This window comes from Halorubrum sp. SD612, assembly GCF_002135005.1.
Map to the genome: position 1 here is coordinate 9119 of NZ_NEWI01000023.1, position 18823 is coordinate 27941.

General features: G+C 71.0%; 19 protein-coding genes and 1 pseudogene. 11 read left to right on the plus strand and 9 right to left on the minus strand.

Annotation, left to right across the window (positions count from 1 at the left end; translation table 11 throughout):
• The first annotated feature begins 217 nt into the window (after window positions 1–217).
• The gene (locus B9G38_RS04400) at window positions 218–2434 is read left to right on the plus strand and encodes an ATP-dependent DNA helicase (RefSeq protein WP_086219623.1); all 2217 of its coding nucleotides are present in this window, start codon (window positions 218–220) and stop codon (window positions 2432–2434) included.
• A 55-nt stretch (window positions 2435–2489) separates the two neighbouring features.
• Here B9G38_RS04400 and B9G38_RS04405 read toward each other — a convergent pair whose 3' ends face one another.
• Both B9G38_RS04405 and B9G38_RS04410 read right to left on the minus strand, forming a co-directional pair.
• Complete coding sequence (locus tag B9G38_RS04405) at window positions 2490–2849, minus strand: hypothetical protein (protein WP_049932127.1); 360 nt, start codon at window positions 2847–2849, stop codon at window positions 2490–2492.
• A 93-nt stretch (window positions 2850–2942) separates the two neighbouring features.
• Entirely contained in the window at window positions 2943–3503 is a 561-nt protein-coding gene (locus tag B9G38_RS04410) for a TATA-box-binding protein (RefSeq protein WP_049932128.1), read from the minus strand.
• Between the two features lie 84 nt (window positions 3504–3587).
• Here B9G38_RS04410 and B9G38_RS04415 point away from each other — a divergent pair, with 84 nt between their 5' ends.
• The gene (locus B9G38_RS04415; RefSeq protein ID WP_086219624.1) at window positions 3588–4700 is read left to right on the plus strand and encodes an RNA methyltransferase; all 1113 of its coding nucleotides are present in this window, start codon (window positions 3588–3590) and stop codon (window positions 4698–4700) included.
• A 105-nt stretch (window positions 4701–4805) separates the two neighbouring features.
• Window positions 4806–5930 carry an ORC1-type DNA replication protein gene (locus B9G38_RS04420; RefSeq protein WP_086219625.1) on the plus strand — a complete coding sequence of 375 codons (1125 nt, stop codon included), beginning with the start codon at window positions 4806–4808 and terminating at the stop codon, window positions 5928–5930.
• Between the two features lie 8 nt (window positions 5931–5938).
• On the opposite strand, the gene B9G38_RS04425 is transcribed toward B9G38_RS04420, so the two are convergent.
• Entirely contained in the window at window positions 5939–6199 is a 261-nt protein-coding gene (locus tag B9G38_RS04425; protein WP_049932131.1) for a hypothetical protein, read from the minus strand.
• A 99-nt stretch (window positions 6200–6298) separates the two neighbouring features.
• Between B9G38_RS04425 and rpiA the strand changes: the two genes are divergently transcribed.
• A complete protein-coding gene (gene rpiA / locus B9G38_RS04430; RefSeq protein ID WP_086219626.1) occupies window positions 6299–7033 on the plus strand; it encodes a ribose-5-phosphate isomerase RpiA in 735 nt (244 codons plus the stop codon).
• A gap of 78 nt (window positions 7034–7111) precedes the next feature.
• Here the strand turns inward: rpiA and B9G38_RS04435 are convergent, their stop codons facing one another.
• Window positions 7112–7279 carry a DUF1931 family protein gene (locus B9G38_RS04435; RefSeq protein ID WP_004047560.1) on the minus strand — a complete coding sequence of 56 codons (168 nt, stop codon included), beginning with the start codon at window positions 7277–7279 and terminating at the stop codon, window positions 7112–7114.
• Window positions 7280–7581: 302 nt separating this feature from the next.
• On the opposite strand from B9G38_RS04435, the gene larB reads away from it, so the two are divergent.
• The 3 genes from larB to B9G38_RS04445 all read left to right on the plus strand — a co-directional run bounded on the left by larB (window position 7582) and on the right by B9G38_RS04445 (window position 9010).
• Window positions 7582–8349 (plus strand): nickel pincer cofactor biosynthesis protein LarB, encoded by a 768-nt coding sequence (gene larB, locus B9G38_RS04440; RefSeq protein ID WP_086219627.1) that lies wholly within the window; start codon window positions 7582–7584, stop codon window positions 8347–8349.
• 135 nt (window positions 8350–8484) lie between these two features.
• Window positions 8485–8637, plus strand: coding sequence for a hypothetical protein (locus B9G38_RS18170; protein ID WP_008440770.1), 153 nt, complete (start codon window positions 8485–8487; stop codon window positions 8635–8637).
• A 109-nt stretch (window positions 8638–8746) separates the two neighbouring features.
• Entirely contained in the window at window positions 8747–9010 is a 264-nt protein-coding gene (locus B9G38_RS04445) for a GIY-YIG nuclease family protein (RefSeq protein ID WP_049932157.1), read from the plus strand.
• 16 nt (window positions 9011–9026) lie between these two features.
• On the opposite strand, the gene hisG is transcribed toward B9G38_RS04445, so the two are convergent.
• Both hisG and B9G38_RS04455 read right to left on the minus strand, forming a co-directional pair.
• Window positions 9027–9917 (minus strand): ATP phosphoribosyltransferase, encoded by an 891-nt coding sequence (gene hisG / locus B9G38_RS04450; protein ID WP_086219628.1) that lies wholly within the window; start codon window positions 9915–9917, stop codon window positions 9027–9029.
• Window positions 9918–10370: 453 nt separating this feature from the next.
• Window positions 10371–10778 carry a hypothetical protein gene (locus B9G38_RS04455; protein ID WP_086219629.1) on the minus strand — a complete coding sequence of 136 codons (408 nt, stop codon included), beginning with the start codon at window positions 10776–10778 and terminating at the stop codon, window positions 10371–10373.
• A gap of 128 nt (window positions 10779–10906) precedes the next feature.
• On the opposite strand from B9G38_RS04455, the gene uvrB reads away from it, so the two are divergent.
• The 3 genes from uvrB (at window position 10907) to B9G38_RS04470 (ending at window position 14228) form a co-directional block, all read left to right on the plus strand.
• A complete protein-coding gene (uvrB, locus tag B9G38_RS04460) occupies window positions 10907–12961 on the plus strand; it encodes an excinuclease ABC subunit UvrB (protein ID WP_086219630.1) in 2055 nt (684 codons plus the stop codon).
• A 67-nt stretch (window positions 12962–13028) separates the two neighbouring features.
• The gene (locus tag B9G38_RS04465; RefSeq protein ID WP_086219631.1) at window positions 13029–13559 is read left to right on the plus strand and encodes a hypothetical protein; all 531 of its coding nucleotides are present in this window, start codon (window positions 13029–13031) and stop codon (window positions 13557–13559) included.
• Between the two features lie 75 nt (window positions 13560–13634).
• Window positions 13635–14228: a hypothetical protein gene (locus B9G38_RS04470; protein ID WP_086219632.1), complete on the plus strand. Its 594-nt coding sequence runs from the start codon at window positions 13635–13637 to the stop codon at window positions 14226–14228.
• A gap of 25 nt (window positions 14229–14253) precedes the next feature.
• Here B9G38_RS04470 and B9G38_RS04475 read toward each other — a convergent pair whose 3' ends face one another.
• The 3 genes from B9G38_RS04475 to B9G38_RS04485 form a co-directional block, all read right to left on the minus strand.
• Window positions 14254–15387 (minus strand): SPFH domain-containing protein, encoded by a 1134-nt coding sequence (locus tag B9G38_RS04475; RefSeq protein WP_086219633.1) that lies wholly within the window; start codon window positions 15385–15387, stop codon window positions 14254–14256.
• 109 nt (window positions 15388–15496) lie between these two features.
• Window positions 15497–15988 carry an SRPBCC family protein gene (locus tag B9G38_RS04480; protein ID WP_086219634.1) on the minus strand — a complete coding sequence of 164 codons (492 nt, stop codon included), beginning with the start codon at window positions 15986–15988 and terminating at the stop codon, window positions 15497–15499.
• Window positions 15989–16022: 34 nt separating this feature from the next.
• Window positions 16023–18023, minus strand: a complete 2001-nt coding sequence (locus B9G38_RS04485) for a bacterio-opsin activator domain-containing protein (RefSeq protein ID WP_086219635.1) — start codon at window positions 18021–18023, stop codon at window positions 16023–16025.
• A gap of 222 nt (window positions 18024–18245) precedes the next feature.
• Between B9G38_RS04485 and B9G38_RS04490 the strand changes: the two are divergent.
• Window positions 18246–18823: pseudogene (locus B9G38_RS04490) on the plus strand (AAA family ATPase); the annotation flags it as partial.

Here is an 18823-nt window from a genome sequence, read left to right on the forward strand (position 1 = left end):
CCGAGAGGCTGCAGTCCGGGAACCGCCTGGTCTCCGCCGTCGGGCTCGGTGACCCCGCGAACGGTCCGGAGCTAGTGCACCACTCGTCTCCGGGTGCTCGCCGCGCGCTGTTAAATTAGCGGGTGCGTCGCCGGCGTCGTCCGACGACCCCGGCCGGGCGGACCACTTCCGCCCCGCCACCCGACCCCTTTTGACCGGTGACGCCGAACCCCTCCCCGTGTCAGAGTCGCCGCACCTGCGGTTCTTCCCGTACGAGGAGCCGTACCCGAACCAGCGCGAGGCGATGGACCGGGTCGCCAACGCGCTGGACCGCGGACAGGACGTGCTGTTCGAGGGGGCGCCCGGGACCGGGAAGACCCTCTCGGCGCTCGTGCCCGCGCTGGAACACGCGCGCGAGCACGACCGCACGGTCGTCATCACGACCAACGTCCACCAGCAGATGCGGCAGTTTGTCGAGGACGCCCGCGCGATCACGTGCGAAGAACCCATCCGCGCGGTCGTGTTCAAGGGGAAGTCGTCGATGTGCCACATCGACGTCGACTACCAGGAGTGTCAGACCCTCCGCGACACCACCCGCGAGATGGTCGAGACGGAGAGCGAGGTCCGCGAGCTGGAGTCGCGACAGCGCGAGCTGCTGGCCGAGAGCCGCGAGGGCGATACGGGCGCCGCCGAGGCCCGCGAGTCGGTCATGGACGAACTCGACGAGCTGGAGGCGGAGATGGAGGAGTACGACGCCGCGAACGTCTGCGAACACTACCGCAACAATCTCACCCGCGACACGGACGACTTCTTCGGGTGGCTCTTCGATGACGTCCGCACCCCCGACGACGTGTACGAGTACGCCGACGAGCGCGCGCTGTGCGGCTACGAGCTGCTGAAGAAGGGGATGGAGGGGGTCGACCTGGTCGTTTGTAACTACCACCACCTGCTCGACCCGAACATCCGCGAGCAGTTCTTCCGGTGGATCGACCGCGACCCGAGCGAGATAATCACCGTGTTCGACGAAGCGCACAACATCGAGAACGCCGCCCGCGACCACGCCACCCGAACGCTGACGGAGAACACGCTCGACGCCGCCTTAGACGAGGTGGCCGACAGCGACGACTCCCGCGCGGAGCCCGCCGAGAACGTCCTCCGCGCCTTCCGCGACGCCCTCGTCGAGACGTACGAGGACGCGCTCGGCTTCGGCGGCTCCGAGTCCGTGACGGAGAACTGGGAGGACATTGCGGTCGCCAACGACGACCGCCGCGACGACCTCACGCTCGCGTTTCTCCGCAACTACGAGGGGACGGGGATCGACGCGGAGACCGAGCTCGCCGTCCAGCTCGGCCAGGCGATAGACGAGGAGTACGAGCGCCGCTACCGGGACGGGGAGGCGACCACCCGGTCGGAGTCGCAGACGCTCGCGGCCGCCCGGTTCGTCTCGACGTGGATGGACGAGGGCGCGGAGTTCGGCCAGTATCCCGTGCTCTCCGTCCGGCGCGACGGCGGCACCGACGAGGTGTACGGCCGGGCGGAGCTGTACACCTGTATCCCGCGGAGCGTCACGAGCGAGCTGTTCGACGAGGTGGCCGCCTCGGTCCTGATGAGCGCGACGCTGCGCCCGTTCGACGTGACCGAGGACGTGCTGGGGCTGGAGGACGTCGCCTCGATGGCCTACGAGATGGGGTACCCCGAGGCGAACCGCCGGACGTTCGCCGCCGACGTGCCGCCGCTGTTCGCCGTCGACCGAAACGACCCGGAGACGCAGGAGGCCGTGTCGTCGCTGCTCCGCGACGCAATCCGCTTTACCCCGGGCAACACGCTCGCCTTCTTCCCGTCGTACGCCGAGGCCGAGCGCTACCACGAGCGGCTCGCTGGGCCGAGCGGGGGCGGAAGCGCCGCCGGCGGCGCCGCGGCGGACGCTGTCGACCTCGGTCCGATCCACCTTGACGGGCCGGGCGAGGACGAGGAGCGGCTCCGCAGCGAGTTCGTCGAGAGCGACGGCGCCGCGCTGTTCACCTCGCTGTGGGGGACGCTCGGCGAGGGCGTGAGCTTCGACGGCGACGACGCCCGGACGGTCGTCGTCGTGGGCGTCCCGTACCCGCACCTCTCGGACCGCACGGAGGCGGTCCAGGACGCCTACGACCGCGCGTTCGCGGACCGCGACCGCGCCCGCGACCCGGGGTGGACGTACGCGGTCGAGGTCCCGACGATCCGCAAGACGCGACAGGCGCTCGGCCGAGTGATCCGCGGCCCCGACGACTACGGCGTCCGGATCCTCGCGGACCGGCGCTACACGACCGCCGACATGGGGAAGTACTCGGTCCGGTCCGCGTTCCCGCCCGAGGAGCGCGAGGAGCTGCTCGACGTCGACCCCGCGAAGCTGAAGTTCGCGATGCTGAACTTCTATCAGGACCACGACGCGTACGACGGCCCGCCGCCGTCGCCGTGACGCGGGCGCGCGGTCTCGCTCCCGGGCGCTCGCCTCGACGTCACTTCCGGCCGTCCTATCCGGGCATCGACGCGAGCAGGATCGAGACCAATATCAGGAGCCCGGCCAGCAGCGTCGTGACCACGGCGTGGATCAGCGTCATCGCGGCGACCGCCCGCCGCGGCTGCTCGTAGCTCCACCAGAACATCGTCCCGTCGACGAGGAGCGCCGCGAGGAGGATGAGCCCCCCGGGGAGTTCGAGCCCGTTGCCGGCGACGCTGATCACCGCGGGCAGCGGGCCGATGTAGAGGGCCCGCCGCGGGTCGGCGTCGCCGAGGACGTTCCGGGCCGCGACGTGCGCGGTGAGACAGAGGAACAGCGCCAACAGGACGGTCGTCCCGAGCACGGAGACCGGCGTCACCGTCTGTAAGAGCATGGTCGCCATACGCGGCGACGGGTAAAAGTGATCGCGGAACGCGGTCGCGGTGTCGCCGCATCGCGGCCCCGTCTCGATCGCGGGCTCGCCGCGTCAGTCCAACAGCCCGAGGCCGTTCAGCTCCTCGACGATCACGTCGACGGCTGCCTCGGCGTCGGCGGGGCTCGTGCCGCCGGTGACGACCACTTTCCCGCTGCCGAAGAGCAGCGCGACGACCTCCGGCTCGTCGAGCCGGTAGACGAGCCCGGGGAACTGCTCCGGCTCGTACTCGATGTGTTCCAAGCCGAGCCCGATCGCGATCGCGTTCAGGTTCAGGCTCTCGCCGAGGTCGGCCGACGTGACGATGTTCTGGACGGTGACCTCCGGGTCCTCGATCGGGATCTGGAGCGCGCGGAGCTCCGCGAACACGATGTCGAGGCTCTCGTGGACCGCCTCGACCGAGTTCGCGCCCGTACAGACGATCTTCCCGGAGCGGAAGATCAGGGCGGCCGACTTCGGGTCCGTGGTGCGGTAGACGAGCCCGGGGAACTGCTCGGGGTCGTAGTCGGCGCCCTCGAGGTCCATCGCGACGCTCTGGAGATCGAGTTCCTGCCCGATCCCCGTGGAAGCGACGACGTTTTCGACGGTGATCGTCTCCTTCGGGTCGGCCCTCATTACCTCCATCCTCGCCCGAACGACTTAAAAAGGTGGCTGGTCGGAACCGCCACGCTATTGCCGTCGCCGCGCGGAGCGGTCGGCGTGTACTGGCTCGAACTCGCCGGCGAGACCGACGCCTTCGCCGCCCGCGAAGCGGCGACCGCGGCGACCGGCGTCGACCTCCTCGCGCCGGGGATCGCTCGGACCGGCGGGATCGACGGCGCGCACGTCCGGCGCCTCGCGTACACGCGCGCCGCCCACGATGCGGTCGCGCGGACGGACGCCGACGTCGACGCCGCGGTCGCCGCGCTCCGCGCCGCGCCGCTCGACCGCTCCGGAAGCGTGGCGGTCCGCGCCCGCGACGTCCGGGGAACGTCGGGAGTCTCCACCGAGGCGGTCGAGCGCGAACTCGGGAGCGTCCTCGTCGACCGCGGGTTCGACGTCGACCTCGACGACCCCGACCACGTCCTCCGCGCGCTCTTCGCCGCCGGCCCGCGCGCCGAACACGACGCGGTGGCCGGCGCGGACGGCGGCGACGCGGACCTGTGCGCGCTCGGGTGGGTCGCCGCCGAGGCCGCCCGCGACTTCGCGCCGGACCCCACCGACCGCCCCTTCTTCCAGCCGGGGAGCATGGCCCCGGTCGACGCCCGCGCCTACGCTAACCTCGCGGGCGCCGCCCCCGGGCGGACCCTGCTCGATCCCATGTGCGGCACCGGCGGTCTCCCCCTCGAAGCGGGCCTCGTCGGCGCCGACGCGGTCGCCTGCGACGCGCAGGCGAAGATGGCCGACGGCGCGCGGCGGAACTTCCGCGCATACCTCGCCGACGACGCCGACGCTCTCTCCCCCGACTGGCACGTCGCCCGCGGCGACGCGACCGCGCTCCCGCTTCCCGACGACGCCGTCGACGGGGTCGCGTTCGACGCCCCCTACGGCCGACAGTCGAAGATCGCGCGCCACGAGCTGGCCGATCTCGTCGCGGGCGCGCTTGCGGAGGCGGCCCGGGTCGCGCCGCGCGCGGTGCTGATCGCCGACCGCGACTGGCGCGGCCCCGCCCGCGACGCCGGGTGGACCGTCGACGCGGCGTTCGAGCGCCGGGTTCACCGGTCGCTGACGCGCCACGTGCTGGTGTTGCGCCGCGAGGCGGACGCGGGAGGCGAGGCGGACCCGGCGGACATCTCGGCCGACGCGGCCGGAAGCGCGGCGGACCGAGAGTGAACGACCGATCGGCGGAATCGCTCTTATCCGACGCTGGCGCGACAAGTTTCAGTTCCGCCCCGACGCCGGGCAACGGTTAAGTGCGCGGCCTCTCGTGGTACTCGCATGACCGGGGACGGCGGGGACATGCTCTCGTGGGACGAGTCGGTGTTCCGCGACGAGTCGGTGTTCGAGATCGACCACGTCCCCGAGACGTTCCGCCACCGCGAGAGCCAACTGGAGAACCTCAAGTACGCGCTCCGCCCCGCGGTTCGCGGCTCCCGCCCGCTCAACACGATGGTTCGCGGACCGCCGGGAACAGGCAAGACCACCGCGGTCCAGAAGCTCTTCGGCGAGCTCGGCGCCCGGACCGAGGTGCGGACGGTCCGCGTCAACTGCCAGGTCGACTCCACGCGCTACGCGGTGTTCTCCCGGCTGTTCGAGGGGATCTTCGAGTACGAACCCCCGTCGTCGGGCATCTCGTTTAAGAAGTTGTTCGGCCAGATCACCGACCGCCTCGTCGAGGAGGACGAGGTGCTCGTCGTCGCCTTGGACGACGTGAACTACCTCTTTTACGAGAACGAGGCCTCCGACACGCTGTACTCGCTCCTCCGCGCCCACGAGGCGCACTCCGGCGCGAAGATCGGCGTCATCGTCGTCTCCTCGGACCTCGGGCTCGACGTGATCGACGACCTCGACACCCGTGTCCAGTCGGTCTTCCGGCCCGAGGAGGTGTACTTCCCCGTCTACGACGCGACCGAGATCTACGACATCCTCGCCGAGCGCGCCAAGCGCGGCTTCCACGAGGGCGTCATCGGTGACGCCGAACTGGAGCGGGTCGCCGACCTCACCGCCGAGAGCGGCGACCTCCGGGTCGGGATCGACCTCCTGCGCCGGGCCGGGCTCAACGCGGAGATGCGCGCCTCGAAGACCGTCTCGAAGGAGGACGTCGAGGACGCGTACGACAAGTCGAAGCACGTCCACCTCTCGCGGTCGCTGCGCGGGCTCTCCGACTCCGAGCGTGACCTCGTCCGCGTCCTCGCCGAGCACGACGGCGAGCGCGCCGGCGCGGTGTACGACGCGTTCAACGACGAGACGGGGCTCGGCTACACCCGCTACTCGGAGATCCTCAACAAGCTCGACCAGCTCGGCGTGATCGACGCGGAGTACGCCGACGTCGACGGCCGCGGCCGCTCCCGCGAACTATCCTTGGCCTACGACGCGGAGGCCGTCTTGGACCGGTTGGAGTAGGCGGCGACCTACCTCTCGTCGTCACCGCGCGCCGTCTCGTACCCAGTCGCCCACGCGAGGGCCCCGACGGCGAGGATCGCGACGGTCTCTCGGTCCGACCCGACGAGGGACTGCGCGACGACGGAGACGGCCCCGACCGAGACGGCGACGTACGCGCCTTCGGGGACCGCGAAGGGGAGTCGACCGCGCGACTGAAGCGCCGCGGTCACGAACATCGCACCGAGGAGCGTCAGGCCGAACAGCGGGAGGACAGCGGTTGCCGAGGACACACTTCCGACTGATCGCGTCGCGAGTAATACATTTCGGCGGTCGCGCGGTCGGAGCGAACCGCCGACGCCTTTTCAATAGCTCCGCCCGCACCTCGTCGCATGAAGACGAGCGGCGGGAGTGACGCGATGAAGCGGCGCGCCGGCGAGTCGGCGGCCGAGGCCGTCACCGACGGCGACGTGGTCGGACTGGGGACGGGGTCGACGGCGGCGCACGCGGTCCGGCGGCTCGGGGACCGGGTCGACGCCGGCCTCGACGTCCGGGGCGTCCCGACCTCGTTCGCGAGCCGCGAACTCGCGGTCGGGGCGGGGATTCCCTGCCTCGACCTCCCCGAGGCGGTCGGTCTCGACGGCCCGGGTATCGACCTCGCCATCGACGGCGCGGACCAGGTGGCGACCGGCGTCGACGGGGGCGGCGCCCCCGACACCGGCGGGGCTCTGATAAAGGGCGGCGGCGCGGCCCACGCCCGCGAGAAGTTGGTCGACGCCGCGGCCGACCGCTTCCTCGTCGTCGCGGACCCCTCGAAGGAGTCGCCGCGGCTGGACCGGCCGGTCCCGGTCGAGGTGCTGCCATCGGGACGGACCGCCGTCGCCGCGGCCGTCCGGGAGGCCGACGGCGAGCCGACGCTGCGGCGCGCGGAGCGGAAGGACGGTCCGGTGGTGACTGACAACGGGAACCTCGTGCTCGACTGCGCGTTCGGCGAGATCGCCGACCCGGTCGCCCTGTCGGCGACGCTGGCCGAGGTTCCGGGCGTCGTCGAGCACGGGCTGTTCGTCGGGATGACCGACGAGATACATGTCGGCACCGAGTCCGGCGTCCGGATCGAGTCGGTCTGATATCCCCGGGCGACGCCCCGCAGCGCGGCCGCTCGGCGGGCGGCACGCAAATAAAATGGAACGGAAACGAGTTCCGTCTTAGAGGTCGCGCGGCTGGACCGTCTTCCGGTCGTTGGCCTCGGCGCGGCGCGCGGCGTCTTCGAGCAGCTCGTCCACTTCGTCGTCCAGCGCGTCGTAGAAGTCCGAAGCGACGTTCTTGTCGTCCAGGGCTTCCTTGACGGCCGCTTTGACAATGAGGTCTGCCATGCGATCGGGCCTACCCGGTGATGGTTAATAAGAGTTCCTGAATTCGACCGCGAGGGGCGCCGTGCGGCCCGTTCGCGGGAGGCCGCGAGTACAAGCGCGTATAAGTCTTGTGAGATTCTCGTCTCCGCCCCGCCGCGAGCACGACGCGAAACGCGGCCCGACCCCGCTCCGAGCGCGGTCCGGACGGAGCGCGCGTCGTCGCGTGACGCTCGCGAACGCGCTTCGACTCCGGCTCGACCTCGCGCGCGGCGCGCTCGGCTCGAACCGACAGCTTCGACCGAGGCCGCCCCCGACGACGCCCCATGCGAGAGACGTTAGCGGCGCTGGAGGCGGGTGAGATCGGCATCGAGGAGGCGGAGTCGCGGCTCGCGGGCTACGCGACCACGGACGCGGGGCGCTTCGACGCCGCCCGCGAGCGACGCCGCGGGATCCCGGAGGCGATCCTCGCGGAGGGGAAGACACCTGCGGAGGTCGCCGCCCTGGCGACGACGGCGCTCGACACCACCGGCCGGGCGCTCGTGACGCGGGCGGACGAGGCGACGGCGGCCGCGGTGGCGTCGGCGGTCGGCGACGTGGGACCGGACGCGACGGTCGAGCGCGACGATCGGACCGGGACCGTCGTCGCGCACGCGGTCGACTTCGAACTCCCCTCGCTCGACGCCGCGGTCGCGGTCGTGGCCGCCGGCACCGCGGACGCGCCCGTCGCCGGCGAGGCCGCGGTCGTCGCCCGCGAGATCGGGGCGACCGTCGACCGGGTCGACGACGTCGGCGTCGCCAACCTCGACCGGATCGTGGACCAGGCCGACCGGGTCCGCGAGGCGGACGCCGTCGTGGTCGCGGCGGGTCGCGAGGGGGCGCTCCCGACGGTCGTCGCCGGCCTCGTCGACGCCCCCGTGATCGCGCTCCCCGTCTCGACCGGCTACGGCGTCGGCGGCGAGGGAGTGGCGGCCTTGGAGGGGGCGCTCCAGTCGTGCTCCGTGCTGACGACCGTCAACGTCGACGCCGGGTTCGTCGCCGGCGCGCAGGCCGGGCTGATCGCCCGCGCGGTCGACGCCGCGCGCGCCGAGTGAGCGGGGGGATCGAGCGAGGAGATCCGGCGACATCCGGACTCGCTTAACCGACCGTATACCGGCAGCCGACTGGGTCGAAAAAGGGTATTAGTTCGTCGAGCCCGTATGGTAGTTGCCGACGCACGTCGGCATCACATGCCACGCTGTGACCACTGCGGGTCGCACGTCTCGGACCGCTTCGCTCGCGTCTTCGCGGACGAACGCGGCGACCTGAACGCGTGCCCGAAGTGCTCCGCGAACGCGGGCATCGCAGAGGTGTCTCGCGAGCGGACTCGAACCGGGGACTGACCGGCGAAACGCCGATCGAAGGACGAGCGCACGGGGAGCGACTGCTCCGTTCGCCTGCCCCTCCGGGCACACCCGCACACACTTGCCGCTCGCGCTCGGACGGCCGACCGTGGCCGACCACCACGTGTACGTCATCGAGTGCGCCGACGGCACCCTCTACACCGGGTACACGACCGACGTTGAGCGGCGCGTCGCCGAACACGACGCCGGCGAGGGCGCGAAGTACACCCGCGGGCGGACCCCCGTCACCCTCCGCCACGTCGAGTCGTTCGACTCGAAGTCGGCGGCGATGTCGCGGGAGTACGCGGTCAAGTCGCTGTCGCGCGCCGAGAAAGAGCGGCTGATCGGCGAGGGCGACGACGCGGGGGACTGACCGCTTCGCCTCTCGCTCACTCCACGAGGCGCTCGATTTCCGTGACGAGGATGCCGGTCGCGCCGACCGACCGGAGATCCGAGATCGTCTCGAACACGTCGCGCTCGTCGACGACGGCGTGGACCGCCACCATCCCGTTGCCGTTCTCGTCGGCCTCGACGTCCATCACCGTCGGTCCGCCGAGCCCAGGGATCACGTCTTTCACCGCGTCGAGCCGCTTCTTCGGCGCGTTCATCATCAGGTAGCGGCGGCCGTCCGCGGCGAGGACGGACTCGAAGGCGGTCACCACCTGCTCGACCTTCGCGTCGTCGACCACGTCGGGGCGCGCAAACAGCCGGACGGAGGAGTCGAGCACGTCGTCGATCACCGCCAGCCGGTTCACTTTCAGCGTCGTCCCCGTCGAGGTGATGTCGACGATGGCGTCCGCCATGTCGACGTGCGGGGTCAGCTCCGTCGCGCCCGTCACCGTGACCACGTCGGCGTCGACGCCCACGCGGTCGAGGTAGTCGCGGGTGACGTTCGGAAACTCGGTCGCGACCGTCCTGGCCGCTAGGTCCTCGACCGCCGACACCCCGCCAGCCTCGGGCGCGGCGAGGACGAGCCGACAGGAACCGTAGCCCAGATCGAGCAGGTCGACGAGGTCGCCCTCGGCCGCCGCGCTCGCGATGTCGACGACGCCGCCGGACTCGGCCGCCTGGTCGAGGCCGGTGACGCCGAGGTCGGCCGCGCCGTCGCGGACGTACTCGGGGATGTCGGCCGCCCGCGCGAACAGCACCGTCACGTCCTCGTCGACGGTGTCGGCGTACAGCTGGCGGTCGGCGGTCTCCTCGACGTGGAGCCCCGCGCGCTCCAACAGCGAGAGCGTCGGCTCGTGCAGGCGGCCCTTGTTGGGGACGGCGATGCGCATACGGGGAGTGTCGCGCGGACAGGGGGAAATGTTTTCGTCCGGAGGGGCGGGACTGGTGGCGACGCGAGACTGGTTATAAACAGATGCGGTGGCGCGTGCCGGTGAGCGGCCGTCAGGCCGCGAACCGCACGCGCGAGGGAGTCGGTCGCCGAGCGAAGCGACGGCGACCGACGAGGCTGGGGAGGTGTGAGGCGCGGTGCCGTGCGGGGTGGGACCCAAAGGGGTAGTCGCCGGTGGCGAAGCCGCCGGCTGCCCGTGGCGCGTAGCGCCACGCTACCGCGAGGGCGCAGTAGGCGTTCAGGAGAGCGAAGCTCTCATGAGCCAATCAGAACGCGGAGCGTTCTGATGACGACGTAAGCACCGCAGGGAGCGAACGGAGTGAGCAACCGAGGAGCGCAACAAGCGTACTGCGCCCTCGCGGTTGGGGCTTTGGCGGTGTTCGTCGCCGATTCGTTACCAACCGCTTATAAACGAGTCGCCGGTCGCGTCGAATCTTCTTCCGACCACCCAGTACGCGACGGGGAGGCAGCCGGCGAACGCGACCGGCCAGACGGTCAGCTGGGAGATCGGATCGGGCGGCGAGACGAGGCTCCCGACGACCAGCCCCGCGGGACCGGCGACGGCGACGATCGCGGTGGCCCGCTCCCACCGCGACGGCGGGTACTCGCGAGACCGTCCGCGGCGCCACCACAGCAGGTAGTAGAACAGCACAATTCCCGAGAGCGGTGCGAAGACGCCCCAGACGGCCGGATAGTCACTTCCGCGGGCGTGCGCGTCGAGGTTCACCCAGACGCCGGATGCGAGCCAGACGAACAGCACTAGGGCGGCGCCGAAGGCGACGGGGGGAGCGAGGAGGGACACGACCGGGTGTTCCGTCGGATCAGTAATCGGTTTTCCCCCGAGCGGAACCGTCCGCGCGGAACCGGTTTCGTCGCAGTCACCGACGTAGCCGCGCCGCTCAAGTGGCTCGCCGCCCAACGACGCGTATCGTGAGCGACGCCGACTCCCCCCTCTCGGAGGACCGCCCGACCGTCGACCGCCCGCTCCGCGTCGACGCCCCGTTCGAGCCCGCGGGCGACCAGCCCGAGGCGATCGAGCAACTCGTCGAGGGGTACGAGTCGGGCGCAACAAAGCAGACGCTGCTCGGCGTGACGGGGTCCGGGAAGACCAACACCGTCTCGTGGGTCGCCGAGGAGTTGGACCAGCCCACTCTCGTTCTCGCCCACAACAAGACGCTCGCGGCCCAGCTGTACGAGGAGTTCCGCGAGCTGTTCCCGGACAACGCCGTCGAGTACTTCGTCTCCTACTACGACTACTACCAGCCGGAGGCGTACGTCGAGCAGACGGACACGTTCATCGACAAGGAGATGTCGATAAACGAGGAGATCGACCGCCTGCGCCACTCCGCGACGCGCTCCCTGCTGACCCGCGACGACGTGATCGTCGTCGCGAGCGTCTCGGCCATCTACGGGCTAGGCGACCCGGGGAACTACCGCGACATGGCGCTCCGCCTGGAGGTCGGCGAGGAGGTCGACCGCGAGGAGCTGCTCACCCGGCTCGTCGACCTGAACTACGAGCGCAACGACGTGGACTTCACGCAGGGGACGTTCCGCGTCCGGGGCGACACCGTCGAGATCTACCCGATGTACGGGCGCTACGCGGTGCGCGTCGAGCTGTGGGGCGAGGAGATCGACCGGATGATCAAGGTGGACCCGATGCACGGCGAGGTCGTCTCCGAGGAGCCCGCGGTGATGCTCCACCCGGCGGAGCACTACTCGATCCCGGACGACAAGCTGGAGCAGGCGATCGCGGAGATCGAGGACCTGATGGAGAAGCGGGTGAGCTACTTCAAGCGGCAGGGCGACCTCGTGGCCGCCCAGCGCATCGAGGAGCGGACCACCTTCGACATCGAGATGCTGCGGGAGGCGGGCTACTGCTCCGGGATCGAGAACTACTCGGTCCACATGGACGACCGCGAGTCCGGCGACGCCCCCTACACCCTGCTGGACTACTTCCCCGACGACTTCCTCACCGTCGTCGACGAGTCCCACCAGACGATCCCGCAGATCAAAGGGCAGTACGAGGGCGACAAGTCGCGGAAGGACTCGCTCGTCGAGAACGGGTTCCGGCTCCCGACCGCCTACGACAACCGCCCCCTGACGTTCGAGGAGTTCGAGGAGAAGACGGACCGCACCCTCTACGTCTCCGCGACGCCGGGCGACTACGAGCGCGAGACCTCCGACCGGATCGTCGAGCAGATCGTCCGGCCGACCCACCTCGTCGATCCGAAGGTGGAGGTGACGGGGGCCACCGGGCAGGTCGACGACCTCCTCGAGCGCGTCGACGACCGGATCGAGCGCGACGAGCGCGTCCTCGTCACCACGCTCACCAAGCGGATGGCCGAGGATCTCACAGAGTACCTCGAGGAAGCGGGCGTCGACGTGGCGTACATGCACGACGAGACCGACACCCTCGAACGCCACGAGATCATCCGCGACCTCCGCCTGGGCAACATCGACGTGCTCGTCGGGATCAACCTGCTCCGCGAGGGGCTCGACATCCCGGAGGTGAGCCTCGTCGCCATCCTCGACGCCGACCAAGAGGGGTTCCTCCGCTCCACCACGACGCTCGTCCAGACCATGGGGCGGGCCGCGCGCAACGTCAACGGCGAGGTCGTCCTCTACGCCGACGAGGTGACCGACTCGATGGAGGCGGCGATCGAGGAGACCCAGCGCCGGCGCGAGATCCAACTGGAGTACAACGCCGAGCACGGCTACGAGGCGACCACCATCGACAAGCCGGTCAGCGAGACGAACCTCCCCGGCTCGAAGACGGACACCTCGTCGGTCAGCGTCGGCGACGTGGAGAGCGAAGCCGAGGCGAAAGCCCAGATCGAGGCCCTCGAGGACCGCATGGACGAGGCCGCGAGCAACCTCGAGTTCGAGCTGGCGGCGGACATCCGCGACCGGATCGCGGAGCTGCGCCGCGCCTTCGAGATCGACGGCGGCGACGAGGGCGTGCCCGCGCCGATGATCGACGAGTAGCGTCCGATTCTCAGCCCGCGTCACCGTGACGGCGGGGTTTTTACGTCGCTGTGCCACACTCTCGCCCGTGTACCGTCGTGCTGTCGTCTCCGGAGCGCTCGCGGTCGCCACCGCCGGGTGCGTCGACCGCCTCCACGACGTGGCCGCCTCGACGCCGCGCGACCTCGGCGTGCGGAGCCGGTACGTCGACGGCAACCCGATGGTCGACGCGCGCAGCGTCCTCGCGCGCCCGGAGGAGCTACCGACTCACGCCGCTTCCTTCCGGTCCGCCGCCGCGGCCCGCGGCGCGCTCAAACCCGACGCGACCGAGTCCCGCGCGTTCGTCGAGCGCACCGACTTCGTCGACGACGGGGGCGACGCGATCTTAGTGATCGCCCAGCGGCTCACCGCGCCCGAGGTCCGCCTCCGGCTCGGCGGGATCAGCCGCACCGGCGACCACTCGCTTCGGATCGCCGTCGACCAAGGCGGCGTCCGCGGCGAGATCGACGCCGACGAGCCGGTCGTCAAGACGCTCCTGTTGCGCCTCGCGGACGGGCGCGGCCCCCCGGAGCGCGTGATCGTCGCCATCGGCGACGAGCGCGCCGGCATCACGGTGTGACGGTCGGGCCCCCCTCCGCCGCGATCCCGGCTCGGTCCCGCGATCGTTTTGTGGCCGGGACGCTTCCGGCCACGCATGTCACTCCGCAGTCGACTCCTCGGTTCGGCCCTCCTCGTCGTCGGCGTCACCGCGATCGGTCTCGCGGGAACGGTCGCGCCGGCGTTCGTCCCCTCCTCGTCCGCGGCCGACGGAATCGCACTGACCGCACCCGCTCCTCTCTCGTCGCTCGCCGCCCCCGCGCTCCTCGCGGCCGGGTCGGTCCTGCTCGTCGGCGGCGCGGCCGCCGCGACCGGGGGCGACGGCTCCGCCCGCGCCGCGCTGGTCGCGCCCGCGTTCGGCGCCGTCGCCGCGCTCGCGTTCGGCGTCGGCCTCGTCGCAGCGCCCGGATCGGCCCCCGCGACGGCGACGAACCCGGCGGCACACGCCGTCCTCACGACCGGTCCGCCCGCGCGGATCGCCGCCGGTGCGGCCGTCGGCGGCGCCGTGGCGCCGGTGGTCCGCGCGACGACAACCGAGGACACCGTCGCCCTCCTCGTCGGCTCCGTCCTGCTGCTCGCGGCGCTCGCGGCGGGGGCGTCCGACCCCCTCTCGTTGGTCACGGGAGGAGTCGGTGGCACGGTCGCAGTCGCCCTCCTCTGGGCGGTCGACCCGGACCGCTGGCGGCCCTGACCCGGCTCACGATCGCCCGCGCGTCTCAGTCGCTCGGCCGCTCGCTTTCGGCCTCCAGTTCGATGTCGCGGTCGGCCTCGCGGGTCGCAGCCTCCTGCTTGGCGAGGTCGACGTCGCGGGCCGCGTCCCCGTCCCGGGTCTCGTCGGTGCGGAGGTCGTCGTCGGCCACGGTGTCGATCTGTTCGAGGGCGCTCTCGATGTCTTCCAACCCGAGCAGCTTCTCCGTCTCCTCGTCGAACTCCTTGCCCTCTAACCCCTCCATCTGCTGAACGTCGGAGCCGGAGAGGGCCTTGCCGTAGCGGCCGACGAGGCTGGTGAGCTCCTGCGGGAGGACGAAGGTGGTGGACTCGCCTTTCCCGATCTCCTCTAGGGTCTCCATGCCGCGCTCGATGATGGCGCGTTCGCCCATCGACTCGGCGGAGCGGGCGCGGAGGACCGTCGAGATGGCGTCCCCCTGTGCTTCGAGGATCTGGGACTGCTTTTCACCCTGCGCGCGGATGATGTTGGACTGCTTGTCACCCTCGGCCTGCTCGACCGCGGAGCGGCGTTCACCCTGCGCTTCGAGGATCATCGCGCGGCGGCGGCGCTCCGCGCCGGTCTGTTGCTCCATCGCGCGCTGGACCTCCTGTGAGGGGCTCACCTCGCGGACCTCGACGGCCTCGACGCGGATCCCCCACTCGTCGGTGGGCTCGTCCAGTTCCTTGCGAATCTTTGCGTTGATCTCTTGGCGCTTGTTCAGCGTGTCGTCGAGCTCCATGTCGCCGAGGACCGCCCGGAGGGTGGTCTGCGCGAGGTTCGAGACGGCCTTCTTGTAGTCGTCGACTTCGAGGAACGCCTTCTTCGCGTCCATCACCTTGATGTAGACGACCGCGTCGGCGGTCACGGGAGAGTTGTCCCGCGTGATCGCCTCCTGCCGGGGCACGTCCAGCGTCTGGGTCCGCATGTCGAACGGGTACGTGCGGGAGACGAACGGCGGGATGAGGTTGATCCCCGGTTCGAGCAGTTTGCGGTACTCGCCGAAGACGGTGAGCGTCTTCTTCTCGTAGGCGTCGACGATCTCGAACGACTGCCAGAGCGTGACGACCACGAGCAGAAGCGCGAGCAGGCCGACGCTCACGAGCCCGAAGCCGAGGCCGGCTTGGAGGGTGATCGGTTCCATGCCTCCTAGTTAGGCCATCCCACGGTTAATACTTCGCCTGTCGACGCCGTACCGTCCCGCAGTCCCCGGGTCGCGGCGCCGCGGCCGCGCGCTGCCCGCTCCCGAAGCGTCACTCGTTCCCGTCGAACTCGGCCGCGACGTTCTCCAGCGCCGCCCGGAGTTGCCGCTCGTTGAACCGACGGACAACGGGTGCGCCGAGCCTCGTGAGCGCGTTCTCCGGCAGGCCGTACGTCGCGGCGTACGTCAGCTCCGTCCCCCGGTCGACGGGCTCGGTCCGGAGGTCGATGGTGCCGGTGAGCCGCCCCCGGAGTTCGAAGACGTGGCGCTCGGACGGCTCGTGGAGGGTCTGGACTATCTCGCCGTCGATGCCGACTCCCGCCATCCGGTAGGTGTACGAGAGGCGCTTCCCGCCGTTCGCCAGCGGTTCGACGTCCCGAACGTCCGTGAGCCCGGGCGTGACCGCCGCGTGGTTCGCCGGATCGTCGAGGAACGCGAACACGGACTCGGGGTCGGCCGCGACGACGATCACGTCGCTCGCGGCGAACGGATCGTCGCCCGCGTCCGGCCCGTCGTCGCTCGGGCTCGACTGCTCGTCGCTCATGCGGCGGCACCCCCGCTCACAGACCCCTGGGCCATCAGTTTGACCGGGGATCGACGTACGCCTCGACCAGCTTCCGCTCGGCCGCGCGGAGGTGCTGGTGGAACGTCTGTCGGGTGATCCCCATCCGCTCCGCGATCTCCGACCCGTCGACCGGCCGCGGCCACTCGAAGTAGCCGTTCAGCTCGGCGGTCTTCAGCGCCGCCCGCTGCCGGTCGGTGAGCCGCTCATCGACCGCGGCCGCGAACTCAGCGACGGTCCGGTCGCGGCTCTCGCGCTCGACGCGCGAGCGGAGCTCGACGCCCTCGTACTCGTCGCGGAACACGTCGAGGATCGACCGGACGTCGCGCTCGGGCGGCGCCTCTATCGTCAGCGTCGCTCCCTCCGGCGTGGCGGTCGCCTCGGCGACGACGCCGCCGTGATCGGCCAGCTGGGTGAGCGGCGGCGACTCGGTGACGGTGACGGCGAAGCTGACGCCGTCGTTCGTCTCCGAGACGGTCCGCATCGATTCGACCAGCGGGAGGGAGGCGAGCTCGTCGAGGTCGACGCCCTCGCCGTCGGCGCGGAAGTACAGTTCGCAGGCGTCGTCGTCGAGTCGCGTCGTCCCGAGGTGTTCAACTTCCCCGCCGACCGCGTCTGCGATCCGCGCGAGCGACGCCGTCGAGTCGCGGATCCCGACCACGAGCTCCACCACGCGGTCGGTCGTGAGTATCTCCGTGGTCTCGATGGAGTGGAGCCCGTTCGCGATCATCTTCCCGACGGACTCGCACACCCGCCGCTCGCGGCGGTCGAGCACGCCCGCGCCGCTGCCGTAGATAGCCAACAGGCCGTACTGCCGCTCTCCGTACGTCAGCGGCACGACGAGGAGGCGCCGCCCGCCGGCGGTCTTCGGTTCGAGCGGGCCGTCGGCGACGTGCTCTATCGAGCCGCTGTGCGGCTCCCCCGTCTCGACCGTCTCCCGTACCTCCGCCGGCGTCTCCTCGATGTCGAACGTCGCGCCCGACTCGACCGCCACGCCGCTCGCGGCGCGTATCTCGAGCCGACCGGTCGCGGACGACACCTCGCCGATCCACCCGCCGGCGTACCCCGGTTCGCCGGCGACGACCTCGCACACGCGCTCCGAGATGACGCCCGAGTCGCGGTTCTCGACGAGGATGCGACTGATATCGCTGAACAGCCCGTTCACGCGGCCCAACACCCTGTCCAGCGAGCGCCGCTCCGTCGCGAGCTTCTCGGCGCGCTCCTCGGCGAGCCGCTCCGCCGCCTTCCGCTCGCTGATGTCGTTCTGGAACCCGACGTAGTGGGCCAGCTCGCCCTTCTCGTCGTAGATCGGCGCGACCGTCAGCTCGTTCCAGAACGGGGTCCCGTCGCGCCGGTAGTTCCGGATCTCGACGGTCGCCTCCTCCTCGTTCGCGATCGCTTCCCCGATCTCGTCGACGGTCTCCGGGTCCGTCCCCGGTCCCTGGAGGAACCGCGGGTTACGGCCGAGCGCCTCCTCGACCGGGTAGCCGGTGTGCTCCTCCCACGCGTTGTTGACGTACACGAGCGGGTAGTCCGGGAGGTCCGGATCGCTCATGCTGATCCCGATCGGCGCGTCCTCGACGGCCCGCGTCACCTCTCCCGCGGACGGCTCGTGGTCGGACACGTCCTGTCGCGGCTCCGAGGTCGGCACCCCCGAGCAGACCGTCGAGACGTCGGAGACGAGCCGTTCGATCGACGCCGATCCGTTCTTCTGGAGGAACCTGTCGACGCCGTTCTCGAAGGCGGCCTCGGGGACGCCCTCCTCGTCCGTCTCGGTAAACATCACGACCGGGACGCCCGCGTCGGACTCCTCGATCGCGGTCGCGAGCGCAACCCCGTCGTCGCCGGCGAGGGCGTACTCGCTGACGACGCAGTCGTACTCCCCGGTCGTCGCCTTCGCGACCGCGGACGAGGCCGTGTCAGTGCGCGTCACTTCGAACCCCGCGGCGCCGAGCGCCGTCTCAATCCGATCGCTCCCCTCCTCCGGGTGGACGAGGAGCGCCCGAGCGTTCGCCATGCTCCGCCCTTCGCACCGACACGGGTTAATGCTTGCCTGCCTTCCGGCGGTCCGGGTCTCCCCCCGCGGGTCGGACGACTTGGACAGCGTGGACCGACCGCCCGGGCTCCCGTCGGCTGTCCAGTTAGGGGGTGATTACTTTGTGGTCGGTAGGCGTAACGATCGACGTATGCTGTCGACGATAGTCGCCGCCGGACCGTCCCGCGAGCGAGCCCGGACACGATGAGCGTGCGCGTTCCGGTCCGCGAGCCGCCCGCGTCGGTTCCCGAAGACCGCGTCGGCCTCCCCGAAGCCGTCCTCGCCGACCTCGGCGTCGCCCCCGGCGGTTCGATCGCCGTCGAGGGGTCGCACCGCGTCGTCGCCCCGGTCGTCGCGGTCGACGCCCAGACGCGTGCCGTCTTCCTCCCCGAGCGGCTCCGCCGGAGCGCCGGACTCGATCCGGGTGACAACGCGACCGTCGCGGCGTCGTCGCTCCCGGCCGCGTCGTCGATCACGCTCCGGCACCGGCAGTCCGTCGACCTCGAGCGGAGCGAGGACGCCATCCGCCGCCGGCTCGATCGGCGGGCCGTGGCCGTCGGCGACGAGGTCGAGGTGACGCGCCTCGGCGGCGCGCTCACGCTCCGGTTCGACGTGCGGGACGTGACCCCCTCGTCGCCGGCGGTCGTCGGCGACGACACCGAGATCGCCGTCGCGGCCCACGCATGCCCGGACGCCCTCGCCGAGTCCCCCGGACCCGGCCGCCCCGGCCCCGGCGCCGCCCCCCCCGCGCCCTTCCACCGCCTCCCGGCCCCCGCCTCCCC